This window comes from Halobaculum limi, assembly GCF_029490015.1.
GTDB classification, from domain to species: Archaea; Halobacteriota; Halobacteria; order Halobacteriales; family Haloferacaceae; genus Halobaculum; species Halobaculum limi.
Genome location: NZ_CP120468.1, coordinates 1472518 through 1491612, shown reverse-complemented (window position 1 = coordinate 1491612; position 19095 = coordinate 1472518). Strand labels below are relative to the sequence as shown.

22 protein-coding genes and 1 pseudogene are annotated in these 19095 nt (G+C 66.0%); 11 read left to right on the top strand and 12 right to left on the bottom strand.

Going from position 1 to position 19095, the window contains the following annotated elements; translation table 11 throughout:
- Positions 1-3: 3 nt before the first annotated feature.
- Positions 4-810, bottom strand: coding sequence for an HpcH/HpaI aldolase family protein (locus P0D77_RS07545; RefSeq protein ID WP_277555683.1), 807 nt, complete (start codon positions 808-810; stop codon positions 4-6).
- 374 nt (positions 811-1184) lie between these two features.
- Here P0D77_RS07545 and P0D77_RS17630 point away from each other — a divergent pair.
- Positions 1185-1385 (top strand): annotated as a pseudogene (locus tag P0D77_RS17630) (formate/nitrite transporter family protein); the annotation flags it as partial.
- A gap of 91 nt (positions 1386-1476) precedes the next feature.
- Here the strand turns inward: P0D77_RS17630 and P0D77_RS17655 are convergent.
- The 4 genes from P0D77_RS17655 to P0D77_RS07525 all read right to left on the bottom strand — a co-directional run bounded on the left by P0D77_RS17655 (position 1477) and on the right by P0D77_RS07525 (position 4707).
- Positions 1477-1809 (bottom strand): DUF5789 family protein, encoded by a 333-nt coding sequence (locus P0D77_RS17655; RefSeq protein WP_349770091.1) that lies wholly within the window; start codon positions 1807-1809, stop codon positions 1477-1479.
- Between the two features lie 499 nt (positions 1810-2308).
- On the bottom strand, positions 2309-3517 hold the full coding sequence (locus tag P0D77_RS07535; RefSeq protein ID WP_277555680.1) for a CBS domain-containing protein: 1209 nt from the start codon (positions 3515-3517) through the stop codon (positions 2309-2311).
- A gap of 533 nt (positions 3518-4050) precedes the next feature.
- Entirely contained in the window at positions 4051-4467 is a 417-nt protein-coding gene (locus P0D77_RS07530; protein ID WP_277555678.1) for a PIN domain-containing protein, read from the bottom strand.
- A gap of 9 nt (positions 4468-4476) precedes the next feature.
- Positions 4477-4707 carry a hypothetical protein gene (locus tag P0D77_RS07525; protein ID WP_277555677.1) on the bottom strand — a complete coding sequence of 77 codons (231 nt, stop codon included), beginning with the start codon at positions 4705-4707 and terminating at the stop codon, positions 4477-4479.
- Positions 4708-4927: 220 nt separating this feature from the next.
- On the opposite strand from P0D77_RS07525, the gene P0D77_RS07520 reads away from it, so the two are divergent.
- Entirely contained in the window at positions 4928-5944 is a 1017-nt protein-coding gene (locus tag P0D77_RS07520) for an NAD(P)-dependent alcohol dehydrogenase (RefSeq protein ID WP_277555676.1), read from the top strand.
- Positions 5945-6041: 97 nt separating this feature from the next.
- The gene (locus P0D77_RS07515) at positions 6042-7403 is read left to right on the top strand and encodes a carboxylate--amine ligase (protein WP_432764831.1); all 1362 of its coding nucleotides are present in this window, start codon (positions 6042-6044) and stop codon (positions 7401-7403) included.
- Between the two features lie 48 nt (positions 7404-7451).
- Here P0D77_RS07515 and P0D77_RS07510 read toward each other — a convergent pair whose 3' ends face one another.
- The 3 genes from P0D77_RS07510 to P0D77_RS07500 all read right to left on the bottom strand — a co-directional run bounded on the left by P0D77_RS07510 (position 7452) and on the right by P0D77_RS07500 (position 9390).
- Positions 7452-7754, bottom strand: coding sequence for a hypothetical protein (locus P0D77_RS07510; protein WP_277555674.1), 303 nt, complete (start codon positions 7752-7754; stop codon positions 7452-7454).
- Between the two features lie 194 nt (positions 7755-7948).
- A complete protein-coding gene (locus tag P0D77_RS07505) occupies positions 7949-8158 on the bottom strand; it encodes a DUF8149 family protein (RefSeq protein ID WP_277555673.1) in 210 nt (69 codons plus the stop codon).
- A gap of 62 nt (positions 8159-8220) precedes the next feature.
- The gene (locus P0D77_RS07500) at positions 8221-9390 is read right to left on the bottom strand and encodes an FtsZ/tubulin family protein (protein WP_277555672.1); all 1170 of its coding nucleotides are present in this window, start codon (positions 9388-9390) and stop codon (positions 8221-8223) included.
- Between the two features lie 149 nt (positions 9391-9539).
- Between P0D77_RS07500 and P0D77_RS07495 the strand changes: the two genes are divergently transcribed.
- The 3 genes from P0D77_RS07495 to P0D77_RS07485 are packed head-to-tail and all read left to right on the top strand — an operon-like array spanning position 9540 to position 11146.
- Positions 9540-10067, top strand: a complete 528-nt coding sequence (locus tag P0D77_RS07495; protein ID WP_277555760.1) for a dihydrofolate reductase — start codon at positions 9540-9542, stop codon at positions 10065-10067.
- Positions 10068-10095: 28 nt separating this feature from the next.
- Positions 10096-10581 (top strand): hypothetical protein, encoded by a 486-nt coding sequence (locus P0D77_RS07490; RefSeq protein ID WP_321170530.1) that lies wholly within the window; start codon positions 10096-10098, stop codon positions 10579-10581.
- 37 nt (positions 10582-10618) lie between these two features.
- On the top strand, positions 10619-11146 hold the full coding sequence (locus tag P0D77_RS07485; protein ID WP_277555671.1) for a hypothetical protein: 528 nt from the start codon (positions 10619-10621) through the stop codon (positions 11144-11146).
- 35 nt (positions 11147-11181) lie between these two features.
- Here the strand turns inward: P0D77_RS07485 and P0D77_RS07480 are convergent, their stop codons facing one another.
- Together P0D77_RS07480 and P0D77_RS07475 are read right to left on the bottom strand one after the other, a co-directional pair.
- Positions 11182-12021 carry an enoyl-CoA hydratase/isomerase family protein gene (locus P0D77_RS07480; RefSeq protein ID WP_277555670.1) on the bottom strand — a complete coding sequence of 280 codons (840 nt, stop codon included), beginning with the start codon at positions 12019-12021 and terminating at the stop codon, positions 11182-11184.
- On the bottom strand, positions 12018-12905 hold the full coding sequence (locus P0D77_RS07475) for a 3-hydroxyacyl-CoA dehydrogenase family protein (RefSeq protein WP_277555669.1): 888 nt from the start codon (positions 12903-12905) through the stop codon (positions 12018-12020). The genes P0D77_RS07480 and P0D77_RS07475 overlap by 4 nt, the downstream gene beginning before the upstream one ends.
- 143 nt (positions 12906-13048) lie before the next feature.
- Between P0D77_RS07475 and P0D77_RS07470 the strand changes: the two genes are divergently transcribed.
- Complete coding sequence (locus P0D77_RS07470) at positions 13049-13375, top strand: DUF7344 domain-containing protein (RefSeq protein WP_277555668.1); 327 nt, start codon at positions 13049-13051, stop codon at positions 13373-13375.
- Complete coding sequence (locus P0D77_RS07465; RefSeq protein ID WP_277555667.1) at positions 13372-13629, top strand: HalOD1 output domain-containing protein; 258 nt, start codon at positions 13372-13374, stop codon at positions 13627-13629. The genes P0D77_RS07470 and P0D77_RS07465 overlap by 4 nt, the downstream gene beginning before the upstream one ends.
- A 20-nt stretch (positions 13630-13649) precedes the next feature.
- Here the strand turns inward: P0D77_RS07465 and P0D77_RS07460 are convergent, their stop codons facing one another.
- Both P0D77_RS07460 and P0D77_RS07455 read right to left on the bottom strand, forming a co-directional pair.
- On the bottom strand, positions 13650-15074 hold the full coding sequence (locus P0D77_RS07460; protein ID WP_277555666.1) for an MATE family efflux transporter: 1425 nt from the start codon (positions 15072-15074) through the stop codon (positions 13650-13652).
- 88 nt (positions 15075-15162) lie between these two features.
- On the bottom strand, positions 15163-15621 hold the full coding sequence (locus P0D77_RS07455) for a hypothetical protein (protein WP_277555665.1): 459 nt from the start codon (positions 15619-15621) through the stop codon (positions 15163-15165).
- A 96-nt stretch (positions 15622-15717) separates the two neighbouring features.
- On the opposite strand from P0D77_RS07455, the gene P0D77_RS07450 reads away from it, so the two are divergent.
- From P0D77_RS07450 to P0D77_RS07440, 3 genes are all read left to right on the top strand, one after another.
- Complete coding sequence (locus P0D77_RS07450) at positions 15718-16236, top strand: hypothetical protein (RefSeq protein WP_277555664.1); 519 nt, start codon at positions 15718-15720, stop codon at positions 16234-16236.
- Positions 16237-16326: 90 nt separating this feature from the next.
- Positions 16327-17238 (top strand): diacylglycerol/lipid kinase family protein, encoded by a 912-nt coding sequence (locus P0D77_RS07445; RefSeq protein ID WP_277555663.1) that lies wholly within the window; start codon positions 16327-16329, stop codon positions 17236-17238.
- 67 nt (positions 17239-17305) lie between these two features.
- Complete coding sequence (locus tag P0D77_RS07440; protein WP_277555662.1) at positions 17306-18973, top strand: lipopolysaccharide biosynthesis protein; 1668 nt, start codon at positions 17306-17308, stop codon at positions 18971-18973.
- Positions 18974-19095: the final 122 nt, after the last annotated feature.

Genomic DNA, 19095 nt, shown 5'->3' with positions numbered 1-19095 from the left:
AATTCAACTGTCGTTCTGTTCGTAGGCATCGAACCAGCTAGTGACGGCCTGCTTGAGTGCCCCGGTCGTGCTCCCGAGGTTCAGCATCTGGTAGCCGTTCGTCGCTTTTTCGTTGACATCCTCCATTCCGAACCCGAGACACGCAACGGGGACACCCGCATCGATAGCTTTCGATCGAACCGTCTCGACGGCTTCCTGCACCATCGGATGATCGATCTCACCGGGGTGGCCGAGCGACACCGAGAGGTCGAACGGGCCGATGAAGACGAATCCCAGGTCCGGGACGGCCAGGATGTCGTCCAGGTTCTCGATGGACGCCTCGGTCTCGATGGTTACACCGACGAGGGTTTCTCTGTCTTCGGTCGCAATGTACTCGTCAGCGAGCCCCCAGCGAGACGCCCGTGGCGAGGCCAGCCCTCGATCACCGGGGCCGTCGTCGTAACGGAACCGTGCGGACCGAACCGCATCGCGGACTTCGTCGGCGGTTTCCACACGGGGGAGGAACACGTTTCTCGCACCGAGGTCCAGCGCTTTCCGGACGAGCGTTGGGTCCGTATCAGGAAGTCGGAGAAGTACTTCCACGCCCGTTCGTTCGGCTGCACGGAGCAGGTCTTCCATCTGACCTGCATCCCACGGGTTCGGTCCACCGTGTTCGAGATCCAGCCAGACGAAATCGACGCCGAGTTCACCATAGAACTCCACGAGTGTGGGGCTGTACGTATTGTCGAGGACGCCGAGAGCGACACCTCCGTCCTTCAGGGTCGCGGCGAGGTCGTTGATGGGCTGTGAAGCGCTCTTTTCGTTACTCATCGCAAGCGGGGAATTCGGGACACTCGTATAAAACGAGCTACATATTTCATAACATACGTAATTGTGATTAATTGAGAGACAGGTAATCGTCGGACGACCGCTGAGTGGGTTGGCCTCACTTCCACAGAGAGTCTGTCATGGAACTGCGATCGGTACAACCCGTCGTCGTCGGGTTTTGTTGTCGGTGAATGCAGAGTGCTCGACGGATCTGAAATACTGGTTTGACAAGTCGACGTTGGGCCATCAAGCGTTTGATCGCATCACCGACTGGCTCAGCTGTCTCACTCAGTGGCTGCTTGGCTCGATTGATCGTCCGGTTCGTCGGTGAGGTTGAGCCCAGCCACGAGACGAGCCGTGATGACACGGTTGATCCGATGCGAGTCACAGAGGTCCTCGATTCGTTGGTTGAAACCGGGTTCTACGAAATCAACCGCGAGACGAACGGATTGGTACGTTCTGGATTCTCAGCCTGTCTCGATATTGGGTTCGGATCAGTACTTATGGCGGTGATACTCACCCTCTCATCGGGTGGGTACGAGGATCTCGGGACGGAGTTGCTACTTGTGAGTGTCTACTGAATACAAAGATGGTCGAGAGCTAACTACAGACAAAGTTTAGTTCAGCACATGCGATCCGATGTGCGAGACGAGTGTGTTGAGCCGTGTGTTAACGACCTATGAGTCCCAGTACCCGTCTACGAACGTCATCAGCCGAGTCGAATACCTGGTCTTCGGTTCCGGAGAGTACGCCCTCGAGAGATCTCTCTCCGTCCCGTGTTTCGAGCGCATAATCGCCATAGGCCTCGACCAACTGGTCCGTCATAACTGGGTAGTCGTGAGATCCGAGTACTCCATCGAGATCACCAAGCCGCCCGCGGGGGTCATCGCCCACCGGCTCCTTCTCGTCGCCGCGGGTTCGGGCCTCCTCTACCTCACGCTCACGCTGGCGTTCGTCCTCGCGATCCGCCTGGTCGTCTCGCCCCTGTCTGTCATCTGCCATACACCACTGTAGGGGACCCAGGCGGATAACGGTAGGGCTGCCGATAAGCGAGCCCCCTCGAACACACCGTAGAATCCCCCGCCCCCGTGTCGATCTACGAGCACGACTCCCGACCAGCGACCCCGGCGAAGGGGCATCTGCAGGAGACGCTCGGTGTGTTACCATTAGGACGGCTCTGTCAGCTACTGGTAGGTATGTCAGCCACGTATCTAGAGACGTCCGGTGATCCCGATGACTCAGTACCGGACTTCGCCGACCGCCCCGAAGACGTGCCGGACAGCGGTTCGGGTGGTCCCGAGAGCACGTCTGCGTGATGTCGATGCATAACGGCGTCCCGCGACGGTGCGTCCGCAGTAGCCACCCGTACGGCAGGCCCCCACATCGTCGTATTGGACCCGTTCGTTCGTCACTAGCACGGACCACAAGGTCCGGACGCTCCGTGACGAGCGAGTGGGCAACCGGGAGACGGGTGCTCGTCTGTCCGTCGATATCGAGCCGATTACCCGCCGAGCCACCAGCCATAGAGCTGTGCCTGCTCGTCAGTGTCGGGATGCTTCTTCGAGTCGCCGTAAGTCTTCCCCTTGAGGAGTTGGCGTTCGACCGCGTTCGCGGCGAGTCGAAGGGCGTGAGAGCCACCGTACCCTTCCCCATCGGCCGTGAAGTAGCCGCGGTCTGTGACCAGTCGGATCCGCGCCAGTACCAGTGGAACCCCCCGCGATTGTTCTTTGTGCTCCTGCAGTTCGATACTGGCCTTGATCACACTCATCTCGCCGTACTTCGAGGTCATGTCCTCGATCAGTGTGGAGACGTCGTCGTAGTCCATCCCCTCCAGCAGCTCGAGGCCGAACACCTGCACGGGGTTCCGGTCGTCACGCTCCCAGGTGAGCGCCTCGATGACGTCCGTCTTCGTGATGATCCCGACTGGCTCACCGGTCCCGTCGGCCGTGACGACGAGCGAGGAAATCTCCCGCTCGAACATCGTCTCGACGACCTCGTCGAGCGGAGCGCTCCGCTCGACCGTCGCGACGGTATCGGACATCAGGTTCCGTATCGGCAGATCGAGCATTCGGTCGGAATCGCCCTCGCGCGCCCCGAACCCGCCACGATTCTGTCCGCCACCGCCGCGGCCACCGAAGCCACTCGACGACCCGCCCTGGCTCTTGCTGCCGCCCCGCGTCGTGAACTCGATGACGTCGTACAGGCTCAGCATGCCCGTGAGGTCGTCCCCGTCGACGACCGGGAGATGGGCGATTCCGGCCTCTCGAAGCAGATTGAGGGCTTTCCCGATCGTGGTTTCAGGGGTCGCACTGACCAATTCCGCCGTGTACGCGTCGTCGACGGTCGCTGCGTCGAGAAACGGACGGACAGCCTCAAGCACGGCATCGCCAGTCACCACACCGACGACACGGTCATCGCGGAGTACGGGGAGCGTTTTGGCGCCGCTCCCGATCATGAGTCGTGCGACCTCGCGGATGTCCTCGGTGCGGTCGACCGTCGGGAGGTGCTGTACCTGTGAGCCGATCTTCGCAGAGGGCTGGTTGGACGAGGAGGCCAGCTGTTGGCGGCTGACGACACCGCGATACTCGTCGCCGTCCGTTACGATGACGGCATCGAGTTCCTGATCCTCGAACGCCCCGGCGACCTTCGAGAGCGGTGTGCCGATGTCGAACTCGGTGAAATTCGGTGAGAGTATCTCGGAGATATCCATGAGTAACTCTCTAGTGAGAGGGGTCCAGGACGGTTATACCTGTCCCAGACCTGATATTTGGGGAAGGGACAATCTATTCGGGACCGAACGGTCAATAGTGAGTCGTCCGCACCATCAAGCCTAGCTATGTAACCGGGCAGGCACCGCCCCGTCCCTCCGAGTGAACGGTCACCGGAATTTGTGCTGTGAATCGAAAGCGGAAATTCAGGTTCGGAGGCTCTCCCCGTGGCGAAGCAAGATCGGGCGTATGAATACCGGATTACTGTGTCTTCCGGGATCTCTCAAATCAGAAGATTTTGACCGTTTCACAGCCTCCAAGGGGAATCGTTCGTATTTCGAACAGAAGCCTGCAGCGCCCATCGCTTCTCGAACAGGCTAAATCCGGCAGACGTGGGTAGGTTGTTCACGTTTCTCCTGTTACTGCTGAGTGTGAGTTCGTTCGATAGGCGAACGATTCCGAACGAGCGCGCTTCCCTCCGAGGTTCGCGTACAGCCAAACAGATACCGATTCAGAAAATCAATCGCACATTGAGTCAGAGCGTGTCGAACGAGTTGATGACGTCACTCGTTGAGTACGCCTCAACTAGATCCTGCTCGTCGAAATCGGAATCGTCACTCCAGAGGGACGCATCGCAGGCTATCGCACACGCCAAATACAGTACATCGTCGGGATCGGTGTCGCCAATTGCTTCATCTGCTCTCTCGATAGCGGGATAGAACTCCTTGGCTGGAACGATTTCGACATACTGGAACAGAAGATCGATGAACTGTGCGACTCGGTCCGGTTCCATCCCGGACTTCTCCACGATCAGATCCTGGTAGTTCCCGATTTCGTCGTGGACAAACGCAGGTGTCAGCAGGTCGGGTTCGAGTGTGACGATGAGTTCCCGCGTTTTCGAATCGGCGATGAGTGCAGAGATGACGACGTTGGCGTCGATGACCAGCTTCATTCGTCGTGTCTACGCCGATTCCTCGTCAACGCGCCTACGTCCGCTTTCGTTGATCTTCTGGGCGATTTCATGGACGTCGTTCTCGGTGAGGTCGCTCTCGCTGGTGAGTTCGTCCATCACCTCCAGCGTCTCGACCTTCTGTTGAATGGCTTGGCGCGTGACTTCACTCCAGTTGATCTCGGGGTGATTTTCCATTCGCTCTTTGAGGTCGTCATCCACGTTGACGGTGATAGTGGGCATACAGGGATCTATGGATACACAGAATACTGTGTCTTTCGGTGTATCTCAGATCCGCTGATTTTGACCGCCTCACAGCCTCCAAGGGGAATCAGTCGCCACTCGAACAGAAGCCTGCAGCGCCCATTCGTTTTCCGAACGGCCCACATCCGCGTGACAGCCACCACTGTTTCACCATCCATACGCTCGGTTTAGGCACTCTCCGAGCGTACGTACTCCGCTAATGGCACCGAGCATCGAAGAACAGGCAGCACAGCGTACGACACAGATGCGAGCGGTCGTAGCGAATCAGTACGGCTCACCGGACGTGCTCCGCGTCGACGACGTTCCGGTTCCGACGCCGGACACCGACGAACTACTGATCCGGGTTCGAGCGACGGTCGTCGGGCCATCGGACGCGGCCGCTCGTGAGGGGTCACCGTTCCCCATCCGGTTGTTCAACGGTCTCAGACGCCCGAAGGCGGTCCCAGGCGACGTGTTCGCCGGCGAGGTGGAAGCGGTCGGCCGCGACGTCGTACAGTTCGCACCGGGCGACGACGTGTTCGGCACAGTCGCGCCCGGAAGCGGCGCCCACGCCGAGTACCTGTGTGTCCCCGAAGACGGTGCCGTGGCGGTGATGCCGTCGATCCTGACGTACAGCGAGGCTGCGGCCGTCTGCGACGGCGGACTGACGGCGATGGAGTTCCTGACTGCCCACGCGGACCTTCATGTAGGCGAGTCCATCCTGATCAACGGTGCGTCCGGATCCATCGGGACGGCCGCAGTACAGATCGCGGCGGAGGCAGGAGCGACAGTCACGGGCGTGTGCAGTACGGCGCACGTCGACCTGGTTCGGTCGCTCGGTGCGGCGGCGGTCGTCGACTACACGACCACCGACTTCACGATGACCGGTGCGGCGTACGACGTCATCTTCGACGTGGTGGGGAAGCGCTCGTTCGCGGAGTGTCGCGACTCGTTGACCCCCGGCGGTCGGTACCTCACGACCGTGCCCTCGGTAGACATCTTGATCCGGATGGCACAGACCCGACTGATCGGTGACAAACGGGCGACGTTCGCGGCCACCGGGGTAGCATCGGCGGCGACGAAGCGTGCACACCTCGTCGCACTCCGCGACCGCGTCGAAGCAGGGGAGTTCCGCCCAGTCATCGACCGGGAGTACACACTCGACGCGATCGCAGACGCACACCGACATATCGACACGGGTCACAAGACGGGCAGCGTCGTCGTCGTCCCCGAGTGACAGTCTCACGCGCTATCGAGCGCAGCCCCAACGGTTACCACCTACCTATCTGATTATGACGTCGCTTACAATCACTTCGTGTTCGGTCCCTCCACGTATGAGTCAGAAGTCGCGGGAGACTGTGGGGAGCGCGGTGATACCTGCAGCTACGGCTGCGAGTAGCACCGCCGCACTCCGGTCGCTGGGGAAGCGTGGAGTGCGAACGATCGCGGTGTCCGAACGGGAACGATCGCCGGGGTTCGCCTCGAAGTACTGCGACCAGCGAGTGCGCGTCCCCTCGCCGATGACGGACTTGGCTGGGTACGAGGCGGCGCTGATTCGACTGGCCCGTCGGTCGGACGTCACGACGATTCTCCCCTTCTGTGAGGCAGATATCTACGTTCTCGCACGGAACCGCGAGTCGCTCGCAGACCACGTCGGGACACCGTGGCCGACACTCGAGACGCTTCGGTCGGTGCAAGACCGCGTCCGCCTGTTCGACGCGGCACGGCGGGCCGGCGTCGCGGCCCCCGAGACGCGACCGTTCGACGAGTGGGACGAATGGGACCACGAGGTCATTGTCAAACCGCGGTTCACGATGAACGCCACAGAGTACGACGACAGCGTCACCGACAGCGCCGTCGTCGACAGTTCGACGCAGTACGTCTTGCCGGGCGAGCGCCCCACCGAAGCCGACCTCGTCAGCGAGATGGGACACGTCCCCCTCGTCCAGGAGTACGTCGACAGCACCGACGAGTACGGCTTCTTCGCGCTGTACGACCACGGAGAGGCCGTCGCGACCTTCCAGCATCGACAGGTGCGCGGCTGGAAGTACTGCGGCGGGCCGAGCGCTTACCGGGAGTCGGTCGACATCCCCGAACTGAGACAGGCTGGTCTGGCCCTCCTCGACGAACTGGACTGGCACGGCGTGGCGATGGTCGAGTTCCTCCGCGACCCGGAGACGGGCGAGTTCAAACTGATGGAGGTGAATCCCCGATTCTGGTCGTCGCTGCCGTTCACGGTGCAAGCGGGCGTCGACTTCCCGGCGCTCTACTGGGGGATGGCGTCCGGCGGCCGGGTCGAAGTGGATCCAGACTACCGCGTCGGTATCGCGGGACACCTTCTGTCCGGGGAGGTGCTCCACCTCTGGAGCGTCCTTCGCGAGCAGAATCCGCTCGTCGAACGGCCGTCGTTCCCCCGACGGGCGGCCGAAATCGCGACGTCGCTCGTCAGTTCGCCCCGCTTCGACTACCTCTCGGTACGCGACCCCGGACCGTTCGTCCGTCACGCGCAGAACACGCTCGATGCAGTTGCGAGTCGGAACACACAGACAGACCCCAAGCCGGGTCGCGTGGAAGCGGAGTCGGCCCAGACTACCGACGAACCGAACGCCGAGCGTCGAGCAGACGCCGTCCCGTCCACGCTCGCGGAGCGAATGATCGGAGACGGTGGGCGCGACGCCGGAGACGGGCGACGGTAAGCCGAATCGAAACGCGATGAGTGTGCGTCGCCAGTGGTCCGCTCTGGCCTACTCGACGGCGGCGAGGACGTCCTCGGCGGTGAGGTCGAGTCCCTCTGTCTTCTCGATTAGCACCGCGAGTTTCTCCGTGTCGAACTCCGAGTCGCCGACCGCGTCAGCGACTGCCGCTCCCTCGTAGATGGCCGTGATGACCGAACACGCCTCGTCGACCCACCGAACCCGGTCGGCGGACTCCCGGTACGTCGACGGCCGTCCCATCATGAATCCCGCGTTCGTCCCGTGTGGGGTGTCGATGATCCGAACTGCGCCGTCGTCCAACTCCTTCACCTCCGCGAGGGTGGGTTCTGACATACGTTCGATAATTGTCACACTAACAATATAAGTGTATCTGACACCTATGGATACAGTCGAAATTCGGCGGTACGAGTGTCAAATGGCGGGTTCAGGGGAGAGTGAGAGCGGCGACATCACCTCGGGCGAGACGGGCACAGACGCCCGCAGGCAGACTCGAATCGGCACTCGTACTCGGTTCTCGTGTCCGCGAGTCACTCCTCGTCGAGAAGCCCCATGTCCTCGACGACGAGGTCGGCGATCTGATCTGCGAGTGCCGGGTCGACTCGAGCGACGGTCTCGCCGTCGTGGCGCGTGTCGTTGTGCCGTTCGACCGACTCGGCGAGCGTCGACAGCGGAACCCGCGTTCGGGTGTCGCACTCCTCACAGACGATGGGAACGGTGGGGTCGTCGTCCGAACTCATACACCCGAGTCGACCGGCCGGGGGCGTAAACGGGTCGGTTTCGACGACAGCCGCGGAACGGCTCAGGCGTCGAACTCGTCGGGGCGGAGTGCGGCCAGTCGGTCCGCGCGGTCGACGCCTGTCACTAGGACGGTCACTCGGAACTCCTCGGCGGTGGGGTCAGGGTAGTCTCCCCACCGAATCTCCGGGACACCCGTCTCCTCCTCGACCAGCGACCGGGCGCGTTCGAGGCCACGGCGACTCAGCCACGCCGGCGGCGCGTGAAAGACGACTGCCGCCCGCGATGCACTCGTCAGGTCACACGGCAGCGACAGGCGATGCGTGAGCGCCTTTCGAGTCGTGTTCGTCGCGACGGAGACGGCCTCGCCCTCGTCGACCGCGGGGCCGTCTGCGCCGGTCACTCGGTCGAGGAGGCCTCCGACGAGCCCCTCGCGGCGGCCGTTCTCGACGGCGTTGCTCGCCGATCCAACGGCGGACACCCCGCCCGCGCCGAGTGTGTTGTGGAGTTCGCTCGCGTCGAGGATTCGTTCGGGCGTCGGCGCATCCGTCTCGCCGGCGGCGAACAGCGACCCCAGCCGGGTCGTGAGGTCGGTGTCGAGACGGTCCCACGCGGGCGTGTACGGTGCACCGCTGGCTCTCCACACGTCTAGGTCTGCGAGCAGGAGGTCGTCGCTCGCGGCCGACAGCGCCCGAACCGCCCCGGCCGCGTTCGACGAGAGCGGTCGGTCGGCGTGGTCGCCGGCGACGGCGTCGTCCGTCCGCTTCGGCCCGTCGCTGACGCCGGTGGCTCCGCCGTCGCCGCCGACCTCCGCGACGCCCGGGAGGATACCGACGGTGTACACCGGCGTCCCCGTCAACTGCGTGAGCAAGTCGACGACGGCGGGGGCGACACCGGCCCCAGTCCCGCCGCCGAGCGCGGCGATTACAACGGTCGCGTCGACGCTTCCGACGGGAATCGCGTCGACCGCCGCCTGTAGTTCTGGCCGCTCCTCGCGGACTATCTCTGCGGCCAGTTTCGCGTCACCGGCGGTCCCCTCGCCGTCGGTGTGAACCGCGCCCAGCAAGTGGCGGCGCTGTTCGTCGACCCGGTCGAGTGAGTTGAGGTCGCCCGCGTCGGTGTCGATGGCGACCGCCTCGGCAACGTACTCAACCCCACGAGCGTCTTCGTCGGCGAGCAGTGCATCCGTCAGCGCGTTCCCGGCCCGGCCCACGCCGACGACTCCGATTCGCATACCTCGAACGCCCCACCGCGGGTGCATAATCGTGACGGAGGTGCGAACGGATTCGACGGTCGGGAGACACGCACGGCACGCGAGGAACTCACACCACCGACGCGACGGTGGGAAAGCGGTTTCCGACCGGCCGCCGTCTCTCGAGTATGATCGAACTCGTCTCCGTCGCGGCTGTCGCGGAGAACGGCGTCATCGGTGCCGACGGCGAACTCCCGTGGCCGTCGATCCCCGCCGACAAGCGGCAGTACCGCGAGCGGATCCGCAACGACCCGGTGATCCTCGGCCGGAAGACGTTCGAGTCGATGCTCGACGACCTCCCCGGGTCCGCACAGATCGTCCTCTCGCGCAGTCGGGACTCCTTCGACGTCGAGACGGCCCACCACGCCGAGGACGTCGCGGACGCGGTCCAGATTGTGGCGTCGCTCGGCGCAGACACCGCCTACGTCATCGGCGGCGGCGTCATCTACGAGTTGTTCCAACCGCACGTCGACCGGATGGCGCTCAGTCGCGTCCACGGCGAGTACGACGGCGACTCTCACTACCCCGAGTGGGACGAGGCCGACTGGGAACTCGAGTCGGCCACCGAGTACGACCGCTTCACGCTCGAAGAGTGGGTGCGAATCGACGGCGGGGGAGATGAAGAAGCGACCGACACTGACGCCGACGGCGACAACTGATACGTACGCCCCACCCCTACGACGGGTCGTGCTTCAGTCAGTTCCGCCACCGCAGGCGAGTGCGTCGCTGTCGGTACCGTTGTTGTTCGTCGTCGGACTCGTCGGCGGCGTCCTCGCGACGCTCGCGATGGACCGCGTGATGGACCGTATCGACGAAGGATGGACGCCCCCGAACATCGCCAGCGGAGTTCTCACCGAGAAACACCCCGACCGAGCGCCCGAGCGACTCGCTAGCGTCGTCCACTACGTCGCCGGGATGCTCTCCGGTCCGCTGTTCGTCTGGATGCTCCTCGCCGCCGAGGGAGTACTCGGTCCCGGACTGCTGGCAACGGCACTGGCGGGCGTGGCGATGTACCCGCTGATGGTCGGCTTCTTCGCACTCGTCGTGTTGCCGCGCTCTCGAGGGCTCCCCAAACAGCGGATCGAGGCGATCCGTCGGGCGTGGGCGATCGAAGCCGCCGTCTACCTCGTCGTCCTCGTGCCGGTGGTCGCAATCGGTGCGAGCCTCCTGTAGGCCGAACTGTTTTCACCGCGACCCGCGTCTCGCCTGCGTGTTCCGACGCATTCGCGAGACTGGCCCCGCCGGCCTCGTTCCGCTGGCGTGGACGTTCACCATCGCCGCGCACCTGTCGCTCGTGACCGAGCGGTCGGTGCTGATCGCACACCTCGTGATGGACGTGTTGCTCGTTGCGTTCGTCGTTCTCTCGTGGGATGATATGCGTGAAGGGGTGTTGCGGGCGTGGCGGACGGTCATTCTCGTCGGGATTCCGATCACACTCGCGGGGACCGCGGGACTGCTCACCGCCGCCGCACCAGGGTCGTCCCCACTGGCCGCGGTGTCGGTCGTCGGGTGGACGTTCCTTCCGGTCCCGGCGCTGTGGTACACCGGCCGCGAATCGACCGGGAACGCCCGGACGGTGAACTACGCGGCGGCGGCGCTGTCGGCACTCGGCGCGGTCGTCTACCTCGACGTCACGCTCGCCGGAGTCGTGCCGACCGCGCCGCTTCGACTGGCCGGCCTCGCCCTCGTCGGCGTCGGGCAGACGGTCGGCATCGTCGACGCAGTCGTCCGGTACTGAGTAGCAGGCGGCGGAGCGCCCGGGACGCTCCCGCGCTACCGACCCTCCCACTCGGGGTCTCGGTCCTCGAAGAACGCGTCGATGCCCTCGTTCTTGTCTTCGGTCGCGAACAGCGCGGCGAACAGTTCCGCCTCGTAGTCGATTCCCTCGTCCAGTCCCATCCGTGAGGCGGCCTGCACCGCGGTCTTGGCGTACTCCAAGGCGACGGGGCTCTTGTCGGCCATCGACGCCGCCAACTCGTACACGCGGTCGTCGAACGCGTCGTCCCCGTGGACCTCGTCGACGAGGCCGATGTCGGCGGCCTCCGCGGCGTCGATCAGTTCGCCTGAGAGGATCAGTTTCATCGCCTGCCCCTCGCCGATGAGGCGGACGAGGCGCTGGGTCGCGCCGCCGCCGGGGATGATGCCCAAATTGATCTCGGGTTGGCCGAGTTTCGCGCGTTCGTGGGCGATGCGCACGTCACACGCCAGCGCGAGTTCGCTCCCGCCGCCGAGGGCGTGGCCGTTGATGCGAGCGATCACTGGCTGGCGGAGGTCGGCGACGTGTTCGTACACCCGCGGTCGCTCGCTGGCGCGGCGCTGTTCGAGCATCCCCCGCTCACGCAGTTCCGACACGTCCGCGCCCGCGACGAACGCCTTCGCCTCGTCCGCGCCGGTGAGGACGACGACGCGGACGCCGCTGTCGGCGTCGTCGATGGCCCCGACCACGCGCGTCAACTCCTCTCGAACCTGCGCGTTCAGCGCGTTTCGCGCGTCCGGCCGAGAGATAGTCACCGTCGCGACACCCTCGATGCGGTCGCCCACCGCGCAAGCGACGTACTCGCAGTCGGCGGCGACAGCCTCGGGAGTCGGCTGCTCGCCGTCACTCGCAGTCACGTCCCCGCACCTCCGTCGTCCGCGGGTCGAACCGCTTCGCCGTCCTCCCAGACGTAGAACCCCTCGCCGGCTTTCTTCCCCACCTTCCCGGCGCGAACCTTCCGCTTGAGTGCCTGCGGCGGGCGGAATCGCTCGCCCAGTTCCTCGCGGAGGTGTTCGAGGATGTCGAGGCGTACGTCGAGGCCGACGACGTCGGTGAGTTCGAGCGGCCCCATCGGGTGGTTGTAGCCGAGTTCCATCGCGGCGTCGATGTCCTCGACGCCGGCGACGCCCTCCTCGTACATTCGAATCGCCTCGACGCCGAGCGCGACGCCGAGTCGCGAGGAGGCGAACCCCGGCGAGTCGCGCACCTCGACGGCCGTCTTCCCGATGGAGTCGACGAACTCACGGGCGACCTCCAGCGTCGCGTCGTCGGTCTGTTCGGCGACGACGACTTCGACCAACCCCATCAGGTGGACGGGGTTGAAGAAGTGGAGACCGAGCAGTCGACGCGGCCGGTCGAGCGCACTCGCCAAGTCCGTCACCGACAGCGCGGAGGTGTTCGACGCCAACACGGTCGTCTCGTCGACGTACTCTTCCGCCTCGGTCAGCGTCTGTTTCTTCAGGTCGGCGTCTTCCGGGACGGCTTCCACGACGAGGTCCGCGCCCGCCGCGGCGTCGGCCAGCGACGTGGTGCCGGTGATGCGGTCGAGCGTCGCCGCACGTTCCTCGGGCGTCACCTTCCCGCGGTCGACGCCCTCTGAGAGCGTCGCCTCGATGCCGGCGATGCCGTCGTCGACGTACGACTGCTCGATGTCTCGAAGCGCGACGTCGTGACTCGCGGCGGCGGCCACCTGCGCGATGCCGCGTCCCATCGTCCCCGCGCCGAGTACGGTCACTCGCATGCCCGTGAGGGTGCGACCCGCCGACATAAGGGTGGGTGGTCCACCCGGTGAGCGTCGAGGTGGCATCTGAAACGGACTGGCCGCGACCGTGTACCAAACTGGTTGAATCGGTTATGCGGCTGACGAGTCGACTATCACACGGTATGTCAGGACCCGCACTGACCGTCGACGATCTGTACGACGTACTGAGCGACTGGCATCGTCGACGCCTGCTGTGGCAACTCCTCGACGGCGGACCCAGCGGTGGACTGGACGTGCCGGCAGAACTGCCGACGCGAGACGAGACAGAGCGAACCGCGCGCGTGCAGTTTCACCACGTCCACCTGCCGAAACTGGAGGCGTGTGCGTTGGTCGAGTTCGACGAAGCGGAGAACCTGTTGACACGGGGACCGATGTTCGACCGGACCGAACCGTTACTGAGCGTGCTCCGGGAGCGTGAGCACCAAACGCCGCTCCCAGAGGCAACGTGAGCACCGACGATCCGCTGTCGATGGCGGTGATCGAGGCGCTCGCGACCGCACGCGGCGTCGACCCACTCGACCTCACGTTCAACCTCTACGAGTGGGTCGACGCCGACGTCCTCGACTCGTTCGCGTCGATCACCAACGACCAGTGGCAGTTCGAGTTCGTTGTCGACGAGCATCTCGTGACCCTCCGTGGCGACGGGACCGTTCGGATCGACGGGCACGACCCCGCCGACCTGTACCCCTCACAGCCGACGTGACCTAACCGCGCGGGCGACGCTCAATCGTCCGCGCTCGGCCGGTACGCCCGGCTGACTGCCTTCCATCGATTCGAGCGGAAGCGCCGGGCGTTCACCACCATCGGCACCGCCGTCTCCGCAACGAGCGCAATCAGCAGGCCCGAGACGCCGAGTACCGGGACGACCGTTCCGAGGTACGCAACCGGGACCGCCGCGAGGTACGCCCCCGCCAGCGTCGCGACGAACGGGACGCGGGTGTCGCCCGCGCCGCGAAGCACGCCGGTGATCGATCCGTCGATGCCCGAGGCGACGACGCTGACGCCCGCGACGGCGACGAACTGCGCGGACAGCGCCAGGTTCGCGGGGTCGTCGACGAACACGCTCGCGATGGGGTCGGCGAAGGCGACGACGACCGCCGCGGCGACGACGTACACCACAGCCGATAGCCGAGTGATCTGCGAACCGAACGCCTCCGCCTCCGCTTCTGCGCCCTTCCCGAGTTCCTGTCCCACGAGCGTCGAGGCGGCGATAGAGAAGCCCCACGAGAAACTCCCCAATAGCGCCCGGACCTGTCGGCCGACGCCGACAGCGGCGACGGCGACCGGGCCGAACGTCGCCGCGATGGCGAGCAACGGGAACACGACGAGTCCCTGTGCGGCGCGGCGGGCCACCAGCGGCGACGACACGCGACCGATCTGTGCGAGCAAGTCGCGGTCGACGATCGGTCGCTCCAGCGTCAGCGGGACGGGACTCGCGCCGCGCCCGCGGACGTAGTCGTGGCCGGTCATCCCCCACGCGAACACCACGGTGACGAGCGCCGTCGCCAGCGCGGTTCCGAGCGCTGCGCCCGCGACACCCATATCGAGTGCGAGGACGAACGTCGCCGACAGCGCGATGTTGGCGACCGCACCGCCCGCGCGAACGACCATCGGCGTGACTGTGTCGCTGACGCCGGCGTACGTCCGACTGGCGACGAGGTTGAGGAACTCGAACAAGAGACCGGGCGCGACGACCGCGAGATACGTCGCGCCGTAGCCGATACTCGCTTCGTCGCCGCCCAGCAGCGCGACGAGCGGTTCGGCGGCGCTCGCGAACAACACGACTGCGGGCACCGCGATGGCGACGGAGATGATGACACTCAGCCGAACGACCGACGCCGCGCGGTCGGTGTCGCCGCCGCCGTAGTTCTGCGAGACGAGCGAGACGGTACCGCCCGCGAGGCCGATGGCGAGGAACTTCGCGACCATCCAGAAGGCGTTCGCGAGCGTCAGCCCCGCGACCGCCGTCGGGCCGATGACGAGTCCGACCAGCGCCAGGTCGACCGTCCGCTTGGACATAATGGCGAAGCCGGTGACGATGCGCGGCCACGCCAGATCCGTGGTCGCCCGCAGGCGCGACTCCTCGATGACGCCCGCACTCGCGAGCGCCGCGGCGAGCGCTGACCCGGCGCGGCGAAGCCGTGACACGGCTCACGGTCGGGGTGGGCGCGGCTAATCGCTTCCGTTCGTGGCTGGCGGCGACAGCGCGGTAGCGGCCGGGAGTTGCACAGTGCGACTACGCCAGCAACAGCCCCGCGACCGCACCCGTCGTCAGGACGGTGAGGGCGTCGGCGGTCGGGCCGCTCCACCCCTCGTCGTCGACGACGAACCGCCCCCGTTCGCGCACCGTCGCGGGGTCTGCGGCCACCGCGAGGTCGCCGCTCGACAGCGCCGCCCAGTACGCCAGCGGCGCGATAGCGAGATACCGGAGTCCCGACCCGTCGGGTAACAGGAAGTCCAGGACGGCCGCGACGACGACGTACACGAGCGGTGCGAGTGCGACCGCGCGAATGACCGCGCCGGGCGTCGCCTCCGGGACCCGTGCGTCGAACTGGCCGAGCGGTCGCCCCGCGCCGTTCCACGCGGGCAACACCGACACCTCCGCCTCGAAGCCGAACAGCCGCGCGACTGCCGCGTGGGCGGCCTCGTGGGGGAGGACGGCGACCGCGACGACGAGGCGAGTGAAACGGGACACACGGGTGATTGGGTGCCGACGCGGAAAGCGGTTGCCCGGGCGTTAACGAACGGAGTGGCGACAGGCGTTTGTCGCCGCCGCGAGAACGCCCCGAGCGTGCCCTCCACGCTGCTCACTCGACGACGACTCATCGAGGCGGGTGCGATGACGGCCGTTACCGGGATCGCAGGCTGTGTCGACAGCGGCGACGACCCGGACGGTATCACGGGCGACTATCTGCACGTGCGTAACGACACGGACCGTCCACGCGAGGTGTCGGTGCTTGTTCGCCGTGGCGGGACGACTGCCACGGACGGGCGCTACCGCGTTCCCGCGGGCGACGGCGGGTACCTCGACCTCTCGTTGCCCACCGCCGAACACGAGGTGATCGCGAATCTCCACGACGACGTGGAGTGGTGGCAGTCGTGGCGGTGGCGGCCGCGGCCGTGCGGGACGGCGACGCCGGAGGACACCGGAACGTGGACTGCGACCGCGGACACGCCGATGCAGGCCGGACTCGTGGTCGGGGAAGACGACTGCCGGTTCGTCGAGTGTGCGCCGACGCGGTTCGGGAACGCCGGATCGCCGCCGCTCGCGACGCTGCGAGTGGGCGACGCGGCGACACCCTCGACGTGAGCGGGGGACCGCCTCCCCGGCAGTAGGGTGGCCTGTCACCGCGGCCGCCACGTCGCGAGGGTTAACTGTCCAGATGGAGACCGATCGGGTATGCAGATCGGCTCGCGTCGGTGTCTCGTCAATCCCAACAGCGGCACCAGCGACCACGCCGCGTACGTCCGCCGGGCGATGGAGGCACGCGGCTTCGCCGTCACGGAGACCGAGAGCCGCGATCACACCGTCGAGTTGGCACGCGAGGCCGGAGAGAACGGCGTCTCGACGCTCGCGGTGTGTGGCGGCGACGGGACTATCAACGACGTGCTTCGTGGCCTGTGGACGGCCGACGCCCTCGGCGACGTGACGCTCGCGATAATTCCGGGCGGCACCGCGAACCTCCTCGCCGAGAACCTCGGCATCGACTCCATCGACGAGGGTATCGAGTGTTCGGACACCGGCGAGGTGCGCGCACTCGACGTGGGCGTCGCCGAGGGCAGCGACGCCGACGACACCGACCCGTTCCTCGTCTCGTGTATCGCCGGCCTCCCGGCGGACGCGAGCACGGGCACCTCTGGCGACCTGAAAGAGCGGTTCGGGACGCTCGCGTTCCTCATCACCGGCGCTCGAGAGACGATGGCGTTCGACGGCCTCGACGTGCGCGTGGAGTCACCGACCCAGTCGTGGGCGGGCGACGCGACGTGCGTCCTCGTCGGCAACGCCCGCAAGTTCGTCGAGGAGGGCGGGCAGGCGAATATGGAAGACGGCCGTTTCGACGTGGTCGTCGTCGAGCGGATGCCCCCGAAGAACCTCGCGTTCGAGGCGGCGGTCCACCGACTGCTCGGTGAAGGAACCGACGGCGTCACCCACTTCCGGGCCGGCGAACTCCACGTCGTGAGCGACGGCGACCACCCGATCACGTTCAGCCGCGACGGCGAGGTGGCGGCCCACGAGCGCCTCGACTTCCGCACCCTCCAGACCGCTCTCGACGTGCGCGTGGGCGACGGCTACGTGCCGGACCCAGAGTAGTCGGCGACCCAACCAGAGTCGCGGCGCTCCGTCGGGCTTTTCTCCGCCTCGCCACTCGACCGAAGCGATGGACTCCGGCGAGGAGACTGGCGAGAGAGATGCTGCCGACGGTGTCGCTGACGCGGTCGGGAGCGACGCCGGTTCTGTCGCCACGTCCGACACCGACGCCGGAACCGAGACCAGCGACAGATACACCGAGCGCGGGTCCGTCGACGCTCGCCTCGCGGACGCCTTAGAGCGGGTCGCACACGGTGCGGTCGTCTCCACGCCGAGTATCCTCGTCCAGCGGGGTCTGACGCTCGCGTTCACCGCGATACTCACCAATACCTTCGCCGCCGGACCGTACGGGCTGTTCGCGCTTGCGCGACGCCTTCAGCGATTTCTCCGTCGTCTCGCGCTCGGCTTCGGAAGCGGCCTGAGCCAGTTCCTCCCGACGACGGAGACGGCCGCCGAACGCGACGCCATCGCGACGTTCGCGACGACGCTGTTGCTCGGCGTCTCGACGCTGTTCGGCGCGGCGTTGTATCTCGCTTCCCCCGCTATCGCGACGCTCACCGGGAAGGGTGCGCCGTTCCCGCTGTATCTTCAGGTGTTCGGCGCGGGCCTCCCGCTGACGGTCGGGATGTTCACTGTCGCCCGCCTGCTGCGAGCGACCGAGGAGGTGACAGCGCTCAACGCCTTCCAGCGGGTTGCGTTCCCCCTCGCACAGTTGGCCGTCGGCGCGGTCGGCGTTCTGTTGCTCGGTGACCTCGCTGGCGTCGCTATCGGCCTCCCACTCGCGATGGGCGTCGTCGCCGTCGGTGGCCTCGTGTGGCTGATTCGTTCGCGCGGCTTCCGCCCCCGCGTCCGTGTCCCCGACGGCGACGCGATTCGGCGGCGCTACGTCGGCTACACGACGCCGTTGTTCCTCAGCGGCTTCGCGACGACGACCCAGCGACTCGGCTTCTATCCGCTCATCGCGGTGTTTCTCTCGGGCACGGCTGGCGGCGTGTTCGCCGTCGGCGTCCTCGTCGGGAGCCTCGTCCGCCTGCCGCTGATGGGCGTGAACCAGTTCATCCCGCCGGTCGCGGCCGCCCTCAACGACGACGGCCACCGCGAGGCGCTCTCCCGGTTGTACCACGTCACGAGTCGCCTCGTCCTCGTCGGCGTCACCGGCCTGTCGGTGCCGGTCATCGTCTACCGGGAGTCGGTGATGGCGCTGTTCGGGCCGACGTTCGTCCGCTACGCGCCCCTGTTGCCGGGGTTCGTCCTCGCCCAGTTTCTCGCGTGTGCCGCCGGCAGCGTCGGCATCCTCCTGCGGATGACCGACCACCAGCGGGCGCTGTTGGTGACCAACACGGCCATCACGCTGTTTCTCGCCGTCACCGCCATCCCGCTGACCATCGAGTTCGGCCTCGCGGGCTTGGTCGCGAGTTACCTCCTGATGCTCGGCGTCAACAACGGCTTGGAGGTGGCGGTGCTGTACCGCGTCGAGGGATTACAGCCGTTCACCCGGGCGCATCTGAAGCCGCTGGCGGCCGCGGTGCCGTTCACGCTCGTCGCCCTCGGCGCACGGACGATACTCCCGCAGTACCCCGCCGCCGTCGCCGGCACACTCCTCGGTCTCGGCGCGTACGTCGCGGTGTTGCTCGCGCTCGGGTTCGACCCCGCAGAGCGTCGACTGCTCGCGACGCTGGCCGACCGCTATCGGCAGGCGATTCGCGCGGTCGCCGTTCGCGGCGGCGGGGCGGAGTGAGCGGTCGGCGTCACCGGAGACAACGCGCACAAACGGCAGACACGTTTGCGATACGACACGCCGGTAGTTACACCAACCCCCCTGAGAGATGTGAGATATGGCCGACCCATCACCCGACGCAG